The organism is Citrobacter sp. GW821-FHT07H02 (assembly GCF_059418505.1).
This window is the reverse complement of sequence record NZ_JBWKPZ010000006.1, coordinates 1-16,189: the sequence shown is the minus strand read 5'-3', so window position 1 is coordinate 16,189 and position 16,189 is coordinate 1. Positions and strand designations below refer to the sequence as shown.

Sequence of the window (16,189 nt, the reverse complement as noted above, 5' to 3'; positions counted from 1 at the left end):
GTCATTCAAAAGGACCAAGGGATTGTCATGGATTTACGAAATAGCGCGCTACTGCTTCTGCTGATCTCAGGCACCGTTCACGCAGAAATCTCTGAGCAACAATTTGTCGCCGACTGCGCAAAAATCCCTGACTACGCCCGTCAGGGGGAGCAACTCTACAAAGCGAAAAACTACGCCGGCGCGCGTGAAGCGTTTGAAAAACAGGTGACCTGGAGCGAAAGCTGTCGACTTGACAGCAAGGCCATCGCCACGGCGTACAACAATGTTGCCCTCACCTGGATGCGCGAGGGCGAGTGGCGTAAAGCCCGCGCCTGGCTGATGATCAAACCAGACGATCGCAAGTCTGTCTACAATCTGGGACTGATCAAAGATAAACTCGCGGCGTTGCCCGCCCCCTCAACTGCTGCGGGCGAATACTGGAATTACGCAGGGATGGGCACGTGGGAAACGCTTATCATAAAACCGCTGGAAAATAAATCCGACTACCAGGTAGATTTTCAGGGCTATTATTTAGGCATGATGGCGATATATTACGGTCCCAACATGGGCGAGTTTTCTGAGAAGGTCACGCTAAAAGACAATGCCGGTGTTATCGCACTCAGAGAAGGCGATTACATCCATTGTGATATCTCGTTAACCGTCTCGCCCGACGCTATCGATGTGAAAACAGATGATCCCTCCCAATGCGGCTTTGGTGCTAACGTCAGCGCCGACGGGCGTTATCTACGCGTTGACTGACGTTTACCAACCCGGCAGGGAAAGCCATGAGTGAAGATAGCATTAAGACATACCAGCCCCGCAATGTCATCAATTCCACCGATGTCATGGCAACCATTACGTCGCGCAGTGAACAGCGCGGCGACGGCGAAGACATTCGCCGCTGGTTGACCAACCACTTTTATCGCTGGGCTATCGGTAGTTTTCCTCTCGTTTCCCCCATTCGAAACGCGCTTGATTATGCCACCTGGTTCGGCGCGCAAACTGAAATGCCCGGATGGTTGCCGCCAAAACTCACCGGCGGCACAACGTTCTACTATCTCGATCCGCAGCATCCGGAATTGCACGCCACGGAGCGCAATCTGGTGGAGTTTCTCTCCCGTCAAAATGACACCCGGCTGGCGGGTAAACTGCAGCGTATCAACTGTTTTACCGCCCTGGCGATGCGTGAAGCGGAACATAAAAAAATGCAGCGCCGCCGTCAACAAGGCTGGCAACCCGCCACCCAGGAGGTACTAAAAAGGGTGCTCAGCGTGACCTGCGGGACGCTGGTTGAATTTGACGCCACGCATCCGGCGCTGCGCTGCGAAATGGCCTATGAGTCCTGGCACATGCAGCACTGCGTGGGGCAATTTCAGGATAACAACGCCCTGGCAGGCGGCTACGGTGACTACTACGCCAGACAAATTGAACAGGGGGCAATGCGCCTGTTCAGCCTGCGCGACGAAAATAACATTCCTCACGTCACCATTAGCATGCAGGTAAAGTCTAACGGGCTGGAAATCGAGCAGATCAAAGGCAAACAAAACCGTTATCCGGTGAAAAAATACGCCACCGATGTTTTGCATTTACTGCGCCACATCGCGCCACAACCGACGCGCCATGCCGACTGTGAAGGTATGGGAATTGTTTACGAAAAAACACCGGAGCACGAGGGCTGGAAATTCATTACCGATATCTTTGATGAAAGTTTTCTGCTTAGCGTGCTGCACAACAATTTTCATCTGCTGCGACACGTCACAGATCCGCCCGTTGCGCTACAGTGGCTGCTACTACATAGCTCGCCGGGTGAACTACACCAGCTACAGACGATCGACCCCACGGTCGCCACGGCAGCCGAAATGTTATACCCACAGCAACTGTGGCATCCCACCGTTGCCGGAAAAAACACCACCTGCGAACCGTTTGAAATTGAAAGCGTCACGCTGCAAACCACCCGCTATTTAACCGCTGATGAGAGGAAATGACATTGCATCTGCTCCTTTCACTGCTGGTCGCCATCGTATTGATTATCTGGAAATGCAAAAAAGCGGCGCGAAGAAAAACACCCACTGCGCAGGAACAAGAACAAGAGCGGCTGGCAGAACGACGCCGCGACACCCGTCGGCGCAAATGGGCACTGGCGCTGGCGGATATTCTCATTTTGCGCAACGGGTTGAAAACGGAAAACGTCACGCTGGCGTTGCCCATTGATGAGCATAAACGTCAACAGCTGGCGCAACAGGTGAAAAAAGAGCTGGGGCTGGCGGAAGATCTTCACGAGGAGACGCTACGCCAGCAGGTTGCGGATATTTTGCAGCGCTGGCCTGCCGGCGTCGGTAAGACGCCGCAGGGGTTTTATGAGCAGTTAGCCGCCCGGGGACAGGTGCGTGACGCGCTGGCTTTCGACTGCGCGCGTACCGCCTTTTTAACGCGTTGCATCGCCGGATTAGGCTGGTGTCGCGACGATCAGGCATGGCTGGTTTTACTCCTCAACGCCCAGCGTGCTCAGGACTGCTTTCACAGTTGGGAAGATTACGCTACTGCTTACGTTCGCGCCCGCCAGACATGGCTGGAACTCCACCACACACCGACGACAATCACCGGGCGCGATCTCCAGGAAGTCATGCAGTATCTGGAAGATCCACTCAGCCACTGGCGAGAATTGCCGTGGAATGACTTTAAAATTTTTGAACTCAATTGAGAGACGAACATATGGAATTGAACGATCGCGTACTCAATGCTACCGCGACAATGTGCAACCACAAAATGGCGGAAAACAGCGGGCAACGGGAGTGGTTCATCGCCGATATCGCCAGTTTTCTGCGTCAGGCTCGCTATGACGAGCTGGACGAGTTGTTTAACCATGCGCTGACGGAAAGTTTCACCAGTCGGGAAGCGGAAAAACGCTATTTCCTCGCCTGGACGCAGATGTGTAACCCCCTCTATGATCTGGAGCAGCTCGTTGAAGCCGGACCAGAGGGCCTGGCGCTTATTAAAGCCTGGCAAAACGCGCGTCCGCGCTCCACACACGCCTGGCTTGCCGAAGTGCAGTACTGGAACCATCGCGCATGGTTGTACCGTAGCTACGGCTGGGCGCGCGACACGTCGCACGCCATGTGGATTTGCGCCAGCGCCTGTAATGAACAGATGATGATCGCCGCCATCAACGCTATCGACTGCGATCCGCGCCAGTGGATGGCCGCTTCACTCGCCAACACCAACGCGCAGGTATTTGGATTTCCCGACTGGATGGCAGATTTTCTTGAAGGCAATGACACCGCCGGCACCGCAGGCGTGCCGAAACTTGCCGATTACCACCAGCGTTCGCCGCAGGAAATCAATGCACTGATGGCTCATTCCGGTTTGTCGCTGGAAAACGCCGTTTGCCCTTCCCTGCCGCTGCCGTCTGTGTTGCTGACCACTGAGGATGACTTCAGCCCCAATTACTGGCTCACAGTATGTCTGAGGATTTTCCCAACGGCATACTCTGCACTGGGCGAGTATCTTCCGTTTCGCATGCCGCGCTGGAACGGCACCCATCAAGAGATTAATGCGTTTCTGGCATCCGGGGCCTGTGCTCATCTCTCTGATAGCGAACGCGAACACCTGGAGCTACTGATTTGGTGGGATGAGTATCGCGACCTGAGCGTCAAAGAGATTGACGAACCTGAGATCAGAATCAAAACCATCGCGAAAGCGCAAGCCATTGCCTGCCATGCCCGGAATCAGGAAGATCGCCACAATGCGCTGGGGTGGCTGCTTAACTGCTATGACGATGTAGACGATGAAGAGGCTCTCTGGGGCTGCATTCAACATGCAGTGATGGAGAAAAAGAAGTTAGACAATTACTTCACTTATCAGGCCATCAAGTTTGCGCTACGTGATTTCCCCGACAGCCACTGGATCTATAATTTTATTTGTCAAAATTCAGAGCGCGCTGAAGGTTGGGCAGCGGTAATTTATCGCGGTTATTTCCAGCTCGCGGGACTGTTTGGCTTTGAGAAAAATACCGAACGGGGCAATGCCTGGCTGGACCGCGTTTCAGCTATACAACACAGCGCGACCTGGAAATGGACCATTCGCTCTTTCGGCTGGCTCAACCGTTCTGAGTATTGCGTACCGTTGGCCGAGGTTGGCGCAGAGCGTAATATTCCCGGCGCACTACACTGGCTGGCGGATGAATATAACAATCGGGACAATGGCACCCTTGTGCCTTATCAAACCGCCACCGCGCTGAACTATTATCAGCATGCCGCACAGATTCTGCGTGACCACATCGCCCAGCGCGACAACACGCCCTGGCCTCTTATCGCCAATGGCGGCTATAGCGGGTACGAAGCGGATTTACGCGATATTTATTTCAGTCTCGCTATCTGCAATCAGCGACTGTGCATAGAAGAAAGCGATCCTGCAAAATGGGCAGGCTACGAAAAAAATCTCCTCGATAGTCTCTGGCAGGCGCATCAGTTGGGTCACGAACAGGCTAAGGATTTATTCCTGCTCAACATTTTTGAAGTTTCCGATCTGACGCTGGCACATGCTCATTTAGCGCTGCTCGAGGAGGAAGCGAACAAAGGCACGCTTCAGGCGATGGTGACACTCGCGCGATTGTACGGTAACAAGCAAGATAAGCAGTTATTTAATATAAAGAAAAGTGCTCGCTGGACCCACTTTGCCGACACGCTGTACCCCGACAATGAGCTGGTCAGAGATTGTCTTTACAAGCTGCATTTCGATACGCGCTGGAAACGCATGCGTTATACCTGGCATACCGTGCGTATCCCGGCCTCGGAATTACCCGGCCAGGTCAACCCGATGGTGTAGCCGTTTACTCACAGGCCCGCTAGCGCTACAATGCCCGCCCTTAAAGTGGGGGCACTCCCCTAACCGTCCCACCCGTTGGGACGGATCTGACCTGTCATCAGAACGAGAAAACTATGTTTAAACCGGAACTCCTTTCCCCGGCGGGAACGCTGAAAAATATGCGTTACGCTTTCGCTTATGGCGCAGATGCTGTTTATGCGGGCCAACCGCGTTATTCACTGCGCGTGCGCAACAATGAATTCAACCACGAAAATTTGCAGCTCGGCATCAATGAAGCCCATGCGCTTGGCAAAAAATTCTACGTGGTTGTTAACATCGCCCCCCATAACGCGAAACTGAAAACCTTTATCCGCGACCTGAAGCCGGTGGTGGAAATGGGTCCGGATGCCCTGATCATGTCCGATCCTGGGCTCATCATGCTGGTTCGTGAGCACTTCCCGGAAATGGCTATTCACCTCTCGGTACAGGCGAACGCCGTCAACTGGGCGACGGTAAAATTCTGGCAGCAAATGGGGCTGACGCGCGTGATCCTCTCCCGCGAGCTGTCGCTGGAAGAGATTGAAGAGATCCGCAACCAGGTGCCCGAAATGGAGATTGAAATCTTCGTTCATGGCGCGCTGTGCATGGCCTACTCCGGCCGCTGCCTGCTTTCCGGTTACATAAACAAGCGCGACCCAAATCAGGGAACCTGCACCAACGCCTGTCGTTGGGAATACAACGTGCAGGAAGGGAAAGAGGATGCGGTCGGTAATATCGTCCACAAATATGAACCGATCCCTGTCCAGAACGTTGAACCAACGCTGGGTATTGGCGCGCCCACTGACAAAGTGTTCATGATCGAAGAAGCCCAGCGTCCGGGCGAGTACATGACTGCGTTTGAAGACGAGCACGGCACCTACATCATGAACTCGAAGGATCTGCGTGCCATCGCCCACGTTGAACGTCTGACGCAGATGGGCGTACATTCTCTGAAAATCGAAGGTCGTACCAAGTCTTACTACTACTGCGCACGCACCGCGCAGGTGTACCGCAAAGCGATTGATGATGCCGCAGCGGGTCGACCGTTTGACCCGCAACTGCTGGAAACACTGGAAGGGCTGGCGCACCGCGGTTACACCGAAGGTTTCCTGCGTCGCCACACCCATGACGATTACCAGAATTACGAGTATGGATTCTCCGTCTCAGAGCGTCAGCAATTTGTCGGTGAGTTTACCGGCGAGCGTAAAGGTGAACTGGCTGCGGTAATCGTGAAGAATAAATTCACCGTCGGCGACAGCCTCGAACTGATGACGCCGCAAGGCAATGTGAACTTTACCCTGGAGCAGATGGAAAATGCCAAAGGCGAAGCAATGCCTGTTGCACCGGGTGACGGTTACACAGTCTGGATGCCAATCCCACAGGATATCGACCTTAACTATGCATTGTTAATGCGTAATTTTGCCGGTGAATCCACGCGTAACCCGCATGCTAAGTAATTAATTCATGTTATTTTTTCATGATGGAATGATTTTTAGAAACCGATCACATACCGCTTCGTTTATTGAGGGTATTATCCATCCGCTGAAAAACATAACCCATAAATGCTAGCTGTACCAGGAACCACCTCCTTAGCCTGCGTAATCTCCCTTACGCAGGCGTATTTTTTTGCCTGTAATCTACTGAAATAAATGGATTTATTTCTTCAAATGTCCACACGTTGACCACATCGATACTAAAAGCCTCGCCATGCGGGGCTTTAGTTTTTTATTGATACATCGATTTAGACATTGCTTAACCCCACCAATTTGTTGATTATTTACTCAGCCAAGTAAACTCACTTTGCACGTGATTAGAAAAGTCAAGATCCATAGTTCAGATTATCTCTCCTATCCCATTTTTCTACAGAAACTCACCACATCAATACTCACCAACGACCAAAAACATTACATTTTACTTACATGTGGTATCCTTTCACTCTGTATTAGTAAAGAAGGTGATAATGCCCCTGAAGCAGGCTATCATCAGAGTAGGAACTCTACGATACTGGTTCTAATAACGTCAGTAACGACAGAGAGTAGTTTTGATTTTTCAGTAACATGAATGTTCAATTACTGTACTATGGAAATAAGATGAAATTTCTAGACGATATCTTCTCATCAATAGCCGGAAATGCTAAAACAAGAATAAATGACCCATTTATTGGAACCTTTTTTTGTACTTGGATTGCTTGTAACTGGTATCAGTTATCTATACTCTTTTGGGGAGAGGGAAAAGTTACCGAACGCATCAATATTTTCTATAATTATCTACACGAAACTCCTCTTTTTAAAATAAACTATTTATTTACAATCCCATTCCTAATCACCCTATTTTATCTTTTAGCATTTCCTTGGGTATCTATAGCAATTAACTTCATCCAACGATGGGCTAGTGAGAGATTACATGGGCAGGCTGTAAATATTGAATTAGCTAAGATCAATCAGCAAAAGGAACTCAATAAAGAAAGGCTTAGAGCAGACCCAAATAAACAGTTCCTTGAGCAACTAGTCCAGTTAGATATTGACAAAAGAAATGAAGTACAAGAGCATTTAAGACAAAGAAGTTCTCGTTTAGCAGCCAAAACTTTGGAAGCAAATCTAAAAGCTAAAGAACAAGAAGCAATAACACAAGATGCAGAAAACAGAGAAAAACAGTCAGCATTAGATTTAGAGAGAAAAATTAAGCAAGCTGATTTAGAGAGAGTTCGATTTGAGAGTAGCACTGCAAAAGCCAGGGCAACCTTAGCATCACACCGATTTCCTTCGGCGTACTTTCTAATGCTGAAAATAGAAGAAAGTTTAAATGAAGATGATATTAAAATATCATTACGTTCATTAGGCGATATTGTTGCTGCACTTTTCGGTTATGAGAGCTTTAATGAGTTGCTAGCAGATAAAGATTTTAACAATGAGAATTTAGACAAAGTAGAATTTGTTTATTACGATGATGAGTTAGCCAAGCGCCTAGAAAAAATAGTTTTAGCTGAAAACTCTGACAATGAAGACTTAACTGCAGATATGATATTTAATCATTTTGAACTAATCTTTGATGGTTTACCTTTCAAGTTAATCCCTGGCGATGAACTTGCGGAAAGATGCAGAGAACACTTTGAAAACAATCGATATGACATATTCCAATCTGATGGACTTTCAGGTGCAATGGCAGAATCAGATACGACTTTTGATGAAGTTGACGATATTAGTATTGAGCAGTTTGAGTTTGATAATGGTTTTTATGCAGATCTATCAGCAAGTGCGAGTGGCTATCATTACAAAGAAGAAGGAGTTTCTGGTCGTAGCATGTCAGTTTTAATACAAATGAAGAGTAACGTTGTGGTTGGTAAATTTGGCCTTGGACAAATTGAAGAAGGTCATATATCAGGGACTTTAGACGATTACGAATAACTCCTTACAGTTTTTACTATCAGTAGTGTAATTAGCTTTGCCATACACAAAGCCCCGCAATTGCGGGGCTTTTCTTTTGGCTCACAGCCAGGGCATTTGATGCTGACCGGTCATCGTCGGGTGCGGTGGAGCCGGTACGACTTCTCCCGGCGAAACGATGAAACGCTCAACGGTTTCTGTCGTGACAAAAGTACAACTGCAGTTGATGTTTGTGCACTGATGATACCGCTCTTTTGTGGTGTCAGAAAAATAGCGACTCGTGCGGGCATGGGCGGCGTAATGGCATTTCGGGCAATGAAACATGATGAGCACCTCTGAGCGTTTTCAATACAGTGATTTTACTCATTTTAATCTTATAAAACAAACACATATAGTAAATTACTGCGCTATTTCTTCGCTCTCATACTCTACATCAGAAACCTTAACCTCAAGCTCTAAGCCCGTCGTGAAGCCACTCCCGTTAAGGTTGTGCACCACACGGCTGATTATCCATGCCTGCTCGTCTATCACGCGCTTAAAGCCTTTCACGGCCACCGGCGTTTCGGGAAATAAATCAGCCCGGCCAGTGGCAAGCGTAATGGAAAATTCCGCCACGCCTCGCTGTATCCTGTCCCACTTTGCCTGAGCCGCGCGCATGGCCTGCGCCTTTGTTGCATAGATGGTCGTGAGCTCAAGAACGTTGTCAGACTCTCCGGCCATATACTCACCTTCCTGTGCTTCCTGCGCCTTTTTCTCTTTGGCCTTTGTCGATGTTTTAGTGGCTTTCGGGTGCTGCAGCGCACGCAGATGCTGCTCTTTGGGTTTACGTTTGAGCTTCACCTTTTGCTTTTGTGGTTTCGGGTCTTTGGTATGTAGCCATTTCGCCGTCACGCCGGTGTAAGCCTCCCTGTCTGCAATGGCGAACTGATGGCGGTCGCCGTCGCCACGTTCAACAGTCATTTGAGGGATCGGCTTACCACTGGCCGTCATCGCACTACCGGCTTTCAGGAATAATAATTTCCCGGCTTTCACCGACACGGATGCACCGTTACGCTCAGCAAGGCGGGACAAAAACGCCGCGTCGGATTCCTGCGTCTGGTCGATATGGGGAATGGCGATGGCTTTCAGAGAGTTAGCAACACTGGCCGTCAGCTTATTACGCTGCGCGATGGTCTCCACAATCACCCCGAGCGTGGTGTCGTGCCATGACTGCTCGCGCCGCGAGTTCAGCGACCCGCGAAAATCCGCGCTGCGTCCCCGGATGGTCAGCGTATCAGGCGCGCCCCGGTGCTCGATTTCATCGACCGTAAAACTCCCCTTATTGACCAGTGCGGAACCCTGCCAGCCCAGCCACAACGTCAGCGATGCCCCGCGCGGCGGCAACTCGACCAGCCCGTCGGTATCATCGAGCGCGATATCGAGCTGGTCAGCCTCAAATCCGCGATTGTCGGTCATGGTCAGGCCGATGAGCCGGTCGCTGAAATTCTGCGTGATATCCTCCCCATCCAGCGTGAGCATATACGCAGGGGCCACACGCGCCCCGGCCTGAATATTCATCCCTGTTATCATCCTGCCAGCCCTCCCGCCCATTCACTGGCAGACGTGACCAGATTATCCGCCTGCGTTTTCAGGTCGCCATACATGGCCGCGAGCGACTCGTCGACGCGTTTCAGGGACAGACTGAATTCGATTTTTTTCGCCGCACCGTCGCTGAAAAGCTCGGTGTGGTTGTGGGTCACTTTATCGATAATGTACATCCCGTGGATCATGCCGGTTCCGTCAATCAGCGGCCATGCACGCCCCTCGTCGGCCATCAGCTCAATCGCCAGCAGCGACAGACGCCCGCCGGTGATTTCAGGGTACAGCGTCCCCGACAGGGTGCGCGAGGTCTCACCCTCCCCGAGAAACTGATAAGCCGGTCGTTTGCCGATACGGTCATTGGACACCCAGCGGTAGTCCTTCGAATACTGCATCGACTGATGCGGCAGAGTGCGCCGTTCAAACACAAAAAAGCCCAGCACCATTAACATTTTGCCCCCTCTCTCAGTCGAGTCTCATATCGGATCGCTGACGCGCACGCTTTTCACGGTCAAGTTTGTCGACGGCGTCGCGGAGCTGGCGGTCAAGGTCTCCACCCGGCACAGCGCCACCCTGCAGGGTGATGTTGTATTCGCTTTTGCTCTGGTCGATATAAGAGCGACCTGCAGGCGCAGTGACCGGCTGATACGCCTGATAGCCGCCATAGCCTGCGGTCGCAGGGATATACCCGCCACCCGGTGAAGCCTTATCCGCTTTGGCTGCAGTCTGGTCGAGGTCGGTCGATTCTTTTTTGATAACGCCGAGTTTCTCCAGCAGCCAGTCAACCTTGCCACCCAAGCTGTTAAATAGGTTGAGCGGCGTCATCAGCGCATCAGCCAGCGCCTGACCAAACGCCACGCCGACATTTTTGCAACTGTCGAGCGTGTCCTGCGTGGCTTTCACCGGCGCAAGCAGGTCTTTAAACCACTGGCAGACAACGCCCAGCTTTTCCGCAATGGCATCAAACACCGGCGCGAGCGGGGTAAACATCGCCCCCACCGGGGCAAAGGCAGCTTTAAGCCCCTCCACCATGCCCGAGAAGAATGCACCAATCGGCTCCCAGTATTTGCGGATGAGCAGCGCACCAGCCACCACCGCCAGCACCGGCAGGCTGATTGCGCCAATGGCCGTGACAATCGCGCCGCCGACCGTACTGAAAACCACACCAAGCACACCAGCCGCCGCAATGATGGCATTTATCCCCATTACCACCGGCCATGCGATAAGGCCAATCCCGCCCATCACCCCGATTAGTGCCAGCGCGCCCCCGACCACCACGCCGATAGTGGTCGCCAGCCCCTTATTTTTCTGGATCCAGCCGTCGAGTCTGAGCACATACTGCGTGGCCGTCTGCGTCAGCTTACGCAGTGAGCCCTCCTGCTGGTCAAACAGGTCAGTCCCGACCGCCTCATAGGCTGACTGAAATTCTTTGAAGTCGCCGCCGAGGTTATCCTGCATAACCTTAACCAGCTCCTCAGTCTTGCCGTCCGAGGCTTTAAACGCGGCGGTGAGCTTATCGAGCTTGCCGGTTGAGGCCGCCGTCATCAGCACGGCGGCCGCTGAGCTGGCTTCCTCCCCGAAAATGGTTTTCATGTATTCGGCTTTCTGGCCGGTTCCGAGATTATTTTTCTCAAAACTGCGCTGCATTTCTTTCAGGATGGAAAATATCGGGCGCGTGTTGCCCTTGCTGTCGGAGGTTTTCACCCCTAGCTCTTTGATGGCGTCGTAGGCTTTGCCGGTCGGTGCCTGCAGGCGACTCATAACAGCACGGCTTCCCGTTCCCGCCATCGAGCCGGTGATTTTAGAGTCGTGCAGCGCCCCCACCATCGCGGCGGTTTCTTCGATACTCACCCCGGCATTTTTCGCCACCGGTGCGGCATAGGTCAGCGCATCGCTCATCCCGTCAAAATCGGCGGCGGTTTTGTTCATCGTCATCGAGAGAACATCACCAATATGCGCGACCTTGTCATTTGAGAGCTGAAACGCTGATTTCATCCCGGTCAGCAGCGCGGCGTTCTCTTCCATTGTGCGCTTGTTGGACAGCGCCATATTCAGCGTGACCGGCGTCGCCGCCTGAATCGCCGCCGCATCTCCGCCGCTTTTGGCGATAATAATCTGCGCCCCCGCCGCATCATCGGCAGAGGCCGCCGTATTGTCCCCGAGCTGGCGCGCCTGTTTGCGCAGCGCCTGCATTTCGGGTGACTGTTTGTCGACACCGAGCACCGCCTGCAGCTCTGAGTTCTTCTGCGCAAATTCATAGCCCGGCATCAGCAGTTTAACCCCGGTCATCGTTCCCGCCGTCGCAATGCCGACACCGGCAGCGCCCGCCGCCGCCGCGTTACCGGCCAGTGATTTACCGGCCTGATATCGTTCTTTCACCCGGCTTAACTTCGCCTGCTGTGCGCTGACTTTCGCCAGTGCCTCACGCTGACGGTTGAGCTGCGCGGTGGTTTCACTGATGCGGGATTTAAGCCCCCGCTCATCATTTGCCAGATTACGGGTATTAATTCCCGCCGCACCGAGCTCGCGCTGCTGGCGCTTTACTGACTCCGTGAGGCTGTTGTATTTCGTCTGCAGCCCTTCGGCGGCGCGCTTTGCGGATTCAAGCACCTGTGCCTGCGCACGCGTCGGGCGCTCCGTATTTTTAAACTGCGTGGCGAGCGCTTCGGCTTCCTGTTTCGCTTTATCAAGCGCGTGACCGGTCACGGCAAGCTGTGCGCTGGCTTTTCGGAATCCGTCGATACGGGATGCCTGCGCATTCAGCTCGCGCAGGCTTTTCTGTGAGGTGCGGATATCACCGGACAGGGATTTGCTGGCGTTCTGAATGGCTTTGAGCGGGCGGCTTGCCCGGTCGACGGCATTCAGCAGCACCTCGATTCTGACGTTATTGCTCATGATGGTTTCCGCTTCGTTGCAGCGCCTTGTCGCGCCATGTCAGGAGCTCGGTCACGCTCAGGGAATGTAACTCTGATGGCGGCCAGTGGAAAATCACCGCGATATCCGCCATCAGGTCATCGACCGACAGGTTTTTCGGAAAGGTCAGCGACCCGAAGCTGGCGACAAAAAACCGACCACCTTCCCGGCCAGCGAAATCAGATCAGACGCATCGAGACGCGTGACCTCGTGCTCGGTCAGGGCGGGATACGTCATACGTGGCAGCACTTTAATCAGCGCATCAACGTCAGAATTCGCCAGCGAGGCCAGCGACACCCCGCGCAGGGTTCCGGCATTCGGTTTGGTCAGCGTGACCTGTTCAATTTTCTGCTCACCGCGCATCAGCGGGGTATCAAAAATCACCACATTCGGATTGACGGTTTCAGTGTCAGCAACGGCAGTTTCATTGATATTTTTCATGGGTATTCTCATCAGGAAAAGTGGCCGGCCAGCCTCACTGACCGGGTAAGGGATTACAGGCCAATCGCCCTGCGGTGCTCTGCCAGACGGTCGACGCCGTCGACTTTCAGCACCATGTTAACGACGTCAATCTCGATGACTTCGCGGCCATCAATCGTGAGCTGGTAATAGGCGCACTCGGTCGACATTTTGGTCGTGCCGCTTTCGCCCTGCTTGTTCTCACCGCCGTCATATTCTTTGTGACGGCCACGCATCACCACCTCGACGGCAGAAATCGCGCCGGTGTCATCACGCTGGAAAGAGCCGGTAAAGCGCAGCGGCACACTGTCAGCCCCCGGCGAGGCATACTGCGCCCACAGTTCAACGTCAGGCAGACCGCCGAGCGTCCATTCCAGCGACAGCGCGTCGTCATCGAGGCCGAGGTCAATTGATACCGCGCCCGGCATCCCGCCTCCGCGATATTTCTCCAGCTTGCGGGTCAGTTTTGGCAGGGTGACGGACTCAACGACGCCCATGTAGCTGAGGCCATCGTTGAACATATTCAGATATTTAAGTTTGCGGGGTAACGCCATGCTCTGAGCTCCTTAGCTGTTGACCGAGTCCGACAGATTCGCCAGATAGGTATCGGTGATGCGCTGGCGCAGGGTCAGGTTCTCCATCGGCGGGACGGGGGTGTAGTCATAATCGATATACAGTTTCCCGACTTTCAGGGTCGCAGTCTCGTTTGACTCCGGGTCATACCAGCAGGAGCCGTCAACGATATACCCGTTATTTTTCAGCTCGCGGAATTTGGCATTGATGCCCGAAACGATGTCACGAATGAGGGTCGGGGTAATGGGTTTATCCATCGCCCACGCGTGCGCCTCCGCCATCGTGTCGGCCAGTACCTGCGCGGTGCGGGTGTAGTTCTCATACAGGAAAAGCGGGTCATCCGAGCAGGTGCGGTTTCCCCAAAACTTGAAACCGTCATTGCGGATAAGCGTCGTAACACCGGCTTTGTTAAGCAGGTTGGCGTCGGTCGCGGGCTCCTGCAAATCCCACGACACAGAGGCGCTGACGCCGGTGACGCCATTCACGCCGACGTTTGACAGGGTTTTATGCCAGCCGACGGTCTGGTCAATTTTGGCGCGCAGACCGAGCGCACGCGCCGTTGCCCAGGCTGTCGCAGTCTCATTCGCCGTGGTGTCCCATGCCAGAAAATCAGGGAAGATAACCATCATCTCACGCTGGCTGAAATTCTCGCGGTAGTTAATGGCGTCAGAAATGGTTTTGCAGCCCCACGCGCTGGCATAGCCAAAGGCGCGCAGGCTCTGGCAGGTGGACGCGAGTGCCGTCGCCACTTCCTGCGGGTCCAGACCCGGCACGCCGAGAATGCGCGGCTTCACACCGGTGACGGTCTGCGCCGTCAGCAGCGCTTTCAGGCCGGTATATTTGCCGTTTTCGTCGGTGGTGCCGATGATATTGGAAATGGTCTGTTTGTGCGCCGCCTCGGGGTTCTCCGGGTCTTCAATACCTTCGGCCACACGCACGGCCACGATGACCGGCTTGCACTGGTCAGCGATAGCCTGCAGGGACGTCGACAGCGTGCCCTGTTTACCGGCTTTACCGATAGCGCTCTGCACGTTCGTAATGAGCACCGGCTCATTGAGGGGAAATGTTTTTTCGTCAGCATCGCTGGCTGTACAGACCATGCCGATAATGGCCGTCGAAACGGTGGAAATGGTGCGCACGCCATCGTTAATCTCGATGACCTCGACGCCATGATGATAGTCACTCATCCGTTTAACTCCGTGGTTAAGGGGTGAGTGTATTTTCTGTTGTGTGGTGAGGAGGGGCTATTTGTCAGGGTTGGCTAAGGTCTGGCACAACAGCGGTGAATATTCGGGCAGTCACGATATTTGTCAGTTAATCTGGATGATTTTATGTAATCATATGTTGCGAGGGTGCATCGGGATGATGCAAAAACATAATGTAATACAGAAAATTACTGTTCAGGGCTGGTCATGTTTAAGTACGTTTTAGCTTTAAATTTTATTTTTTTTGGCAATACACACAACCTGCTGAATTACTGGAAAGCGGAGGTTATCAGAAGAGAGAAATTTTCATTGCACCGTCTTTTAAGAGAGAAAAAACACCGGGGCAGAAATTTTATTTTTTGGTGGCGTCTCGCAAATGAGATGTATTTGAACGGTGGGAAATTACAAAAAAAAGCGGCTAAGCAAATCAATGCTCACCTGATGGAAAAATTTGGCTGCGAAATATCACTTGGTGCAAATATTGGAAAAGGATTAAAAATCCCACACCATCATGGAATTGTAATTCATCATTTGGTAGACATAGGTGAAAACTTAGTCATACGCCAAAACACAACAATCGGTCAAAAAGACAGCGATGGCAAATCATTCAAATTGCACATTGGGGATAATGTTGATATCGGTGCAAACACATGTATTGTCGGACTGAATCATACAATTGGAAATAATGTGAAAATTGGAGCGATGTCATTCGTTAACTGTGACATCCCGGATGATTGTACGCTTGTTACGACTAAAACGACCCGATTCATTAGCCATAACAACATATCATAACAACGGTGTCATAAAGGGTAGCCTAATCATCATGACTACCCTTGATGCGAATGTTAAATTTCATCCGGCCAGATGATTTCCGGTGCCTCGTAAGGATCAACACGGTTTAGTCGTACCCTGTATTGTTTCCATGCCTTTAATTGCGAGATTTCACTCTCTGTTGCCATGTCAAAATCGACAGCGTCCTGTAAAGTCGCAATATTCTCGTTTGCATTTTTTAAAAGTGTATTTTTTAAATTCTTCGCATCCTCAATCTGTGCATTTTGCTTTGCAACCGCATCATCAACCCATGCTTTACCATTCCATTTTTGCCACTGATTTTCAGGTGCAGCGGTTGTCGTCCCTGTCGGATATTTACCCGGTTCGGTTATCTCCACCTGGTGACCTGTGATCTTACCCGCGAATAGTGGACACGCGACTAAGTGAGTAAACTCTCAATCAGAGGTGACTCATGACAAAACCAGT

Annotated in this window: 16 protein-coding genes; 7 read left to right on the top strand and 9 right to left on the bottom strand. The window is 52.1% G+C overall.

Annotation, left to right across the window (positions count from 1 at the left end; translation table 11 throughout):
- Window positions 1-27 precede the first annotated feature (27 nt).
- From AC07NP_RS09095 to AC07NP_RS09070, 6 genes are all read left to right on the top strand, one after another.
- The gene (locus AC07NP_RS09095) at window positions 28-738 is read left to right on the top strand and encodes a tetratricopeptide repeat protein (protein WP_494660236.1); all 711 of its coding nucleotides are present in this window, start codon (window positions 28-30) and stop codon (window positions 736-738) included.
- A gap of 26 nt (window positions 739-764) precedes the next feature.
- Window positions 765-1,964, top strand: a complete 1,200-nt coding sequence (locus AC07NP_RS09090; protein ID WP_494660235.1) for a cytoplasmic protein — start codon at window positions 765-767, stop codon at window positions 1,962-1,964.
- Window positions 1,961-2,680, top strand: coding sequence for a DUF1266 domain-containing protein (locus tag AC07NP_RS09085; RefSeq protein WP_494660234.1), 720 nt, complete (start codon window positions 1,961-1,963; stop codon window positions 2,678-2,680). The genes AC07NP_RS09090 and AC07NP_RS09085 overlap by 4 nt, the downstream gene beginning before the upstream one ends.
- Before the next feature lie 11 nt (window positions 2,681-2,691).
- Window positions 2,692-4,803 carry a DUF4034 domain-containing protein gene (locus AC07NP_RS09080; protein ID WP_494660233.1) on the top strand — a complete coding sequence of 704 codons (2,112 nt, stop codon included), beginning with the start codon at window positions 2,692-2,694 and terminating at the stop codon, window positions 4,801-4,803.
- A gap of 113 nt (window positions 4,804-4,916) precedes the next feature.
- Entirely contained in the window at window positions 4,917-6,278 is a 1,362-nt protein-coding gene (gene trhP / locus AC07NP_RS09075; protein ID WP_203360695.1) for a prephenate-dependent tRNA uridine(34) hydroxylase TrhP, read from the top strand.
- Window positions 6,279-6,911: 633 nt separating this feature from the next.
- Window positions 6,912-8,225: a hypothetical protein gene (locus AC07NP_RS09070; RefSeq protein WP_494660232.1), complete on the top strand. Its 1,314-nt coding sequence runs from the start codon at window positions 6,912-6,914 to the stop codon at window positions 8,223-8,225.
- 81 nt (window positions 8,226-8,306) lie between these two features.
- Here AC07NP_RS09070 and AC07NP_RS09065 read toward each other — a convergent pair whose 3' ends face one another.
- From AC07NP_RS09065 to AC07NP_RS09030, 8 genes are all read right to left on the bottom strand, one after another.
- Window positions 8,307-8,528 (bottom strand): DNA-binding transcriptional regulator, encoded by a 222-nt coding sequence (locus AC07NP_RS09065; RefSeq protein WP_047090157.1) that lies wholly within the window; start codon window positions 8,526-8,528, stop codon window positions 8,307-8,309.
- Between the two features lie 75 nt (window positions 8,529-8,603).
- On the bottom strand, window positions 8,604-9,773 hold the full coding sequence (locus AC07NP_RS09060; protein ID WP_494660231.1) for a phage late control D family protein: 1,170 nt from the start codon (window positions 9,771-9,773) through the stop codon (window positions 8,604-8,606).
- A complete protein-coding gene (locus AC07NP_RS09055) occupies window positions 9,770-10,234 on the bottom strand; it encodes a phage tail protein (RefSeq protein WP_135911792.1) in 465 nt (154 codons plus the stop codon). Before AC07NP_RS09055 ends, AC07NP_RS09060 begins: the two co-directional genes overlap by 4 nt.
- Window positions 10,235-10,247: 13 nt before the next feature.
- Complete coding sequence (locus tag AC07NP_RS09050; protein ID WP_494660230.1) at window positions 10,248-12,677, bottom strand: phage tail tape measure protein; 2,430 nt, start codon at window positions 12,675-12,677, stop codon at window positions 10,248-10,250.
- Window positions 12,667-12,825, bottom strand: a complete 159-nt coding sequence (locus AC07NP_RS09045; RefSeq protein WP_306308100.1) for a GpE family phage tail protein — start codon at window positions 12,823-12,825, stop codon at window positions 12,667-12,669. Before AC07NP_RS09045 ends, AC07NP_RS09050 begins: the two co-directional genes overlap by 11 nt.
- Window positions 12,822-13,136, bottom strand: a complete 315-nt coding sequence (locus AC07NP_RS09040; protein ID WP_032942881.1) for a phage tail assembly protein — start codon at window positions 13,134-13,136, stop codon at window positions 12,822-12,824. The genes AC07NP_RS09045 and AC07NP_RS09040 overlap by 4 nt, the downstream gene beginning before the upstream one ends.
- 53 nt (window positions 13,137-13,189) lie before the next feature.
- Window positions 13,190-13,708 carry a phage major tail tube protein gene (locus AC07NP_RS09035; protein ID WP_041327772.1) on the bottom strand — a complete coding sequence of 173 codons (519 nt, stop codon included), beginning with the start codon at window positions 13,706-13,708 and terminating at the stop codon, window positions 13,190-13,192.
- A 12-nt stretch (window positions 13,709-13,720) separates the two neighbouring features.
- A complete protein-coding gene (locus AC07NP_RS09030) occupies window positions 13,721-14,914 on the bottom strand; it encodes a phage tail sheath protein (RefSeq protein WP_494660229.1) in 1,194 nt (397 codons plus the stop codon).
- Between the two features lie 225 nt (window positions 14,915-15,139).
- Here AC07NP_RS09030 and AC07NP_RS09025 point away from each other — a divergent pair, with 225 nt between their 5' ends.
- Window positions 15,140-15,724 carry a serine acetyltransferase gene (locus tag AC07NP_RS09025; RefSeq protein WP_097757213.1) on the top strand — a complete coding sequence of 195 codons (585 nt, stop codon included), beginning with the start codon at window positions 15,140-15,142 and terminating at the stop codon, window positions 15,722-15,724.
- A 53-nt stretch (window positions 15,725-15,777) separates the two neighbouring features.
- On the opposite strand, the gene AC07NP_RS09020 is transcribed toward AC07NP_RS09025, so the two are convergent.
- Window positions 15,778-16,101 (bottom strand): tail fiber assembly protein, encoded by a 324-nt coding sequence (locus AC07NP_RS09020; RefSeq protein ID WP_494660228.1) that lies wholly within the window; start codon window positions 16,099-16,101, stop codon window positions 15,778-15,780.
- Window positions 16,102-16,189: the final 88 nt, after the last annotated feature.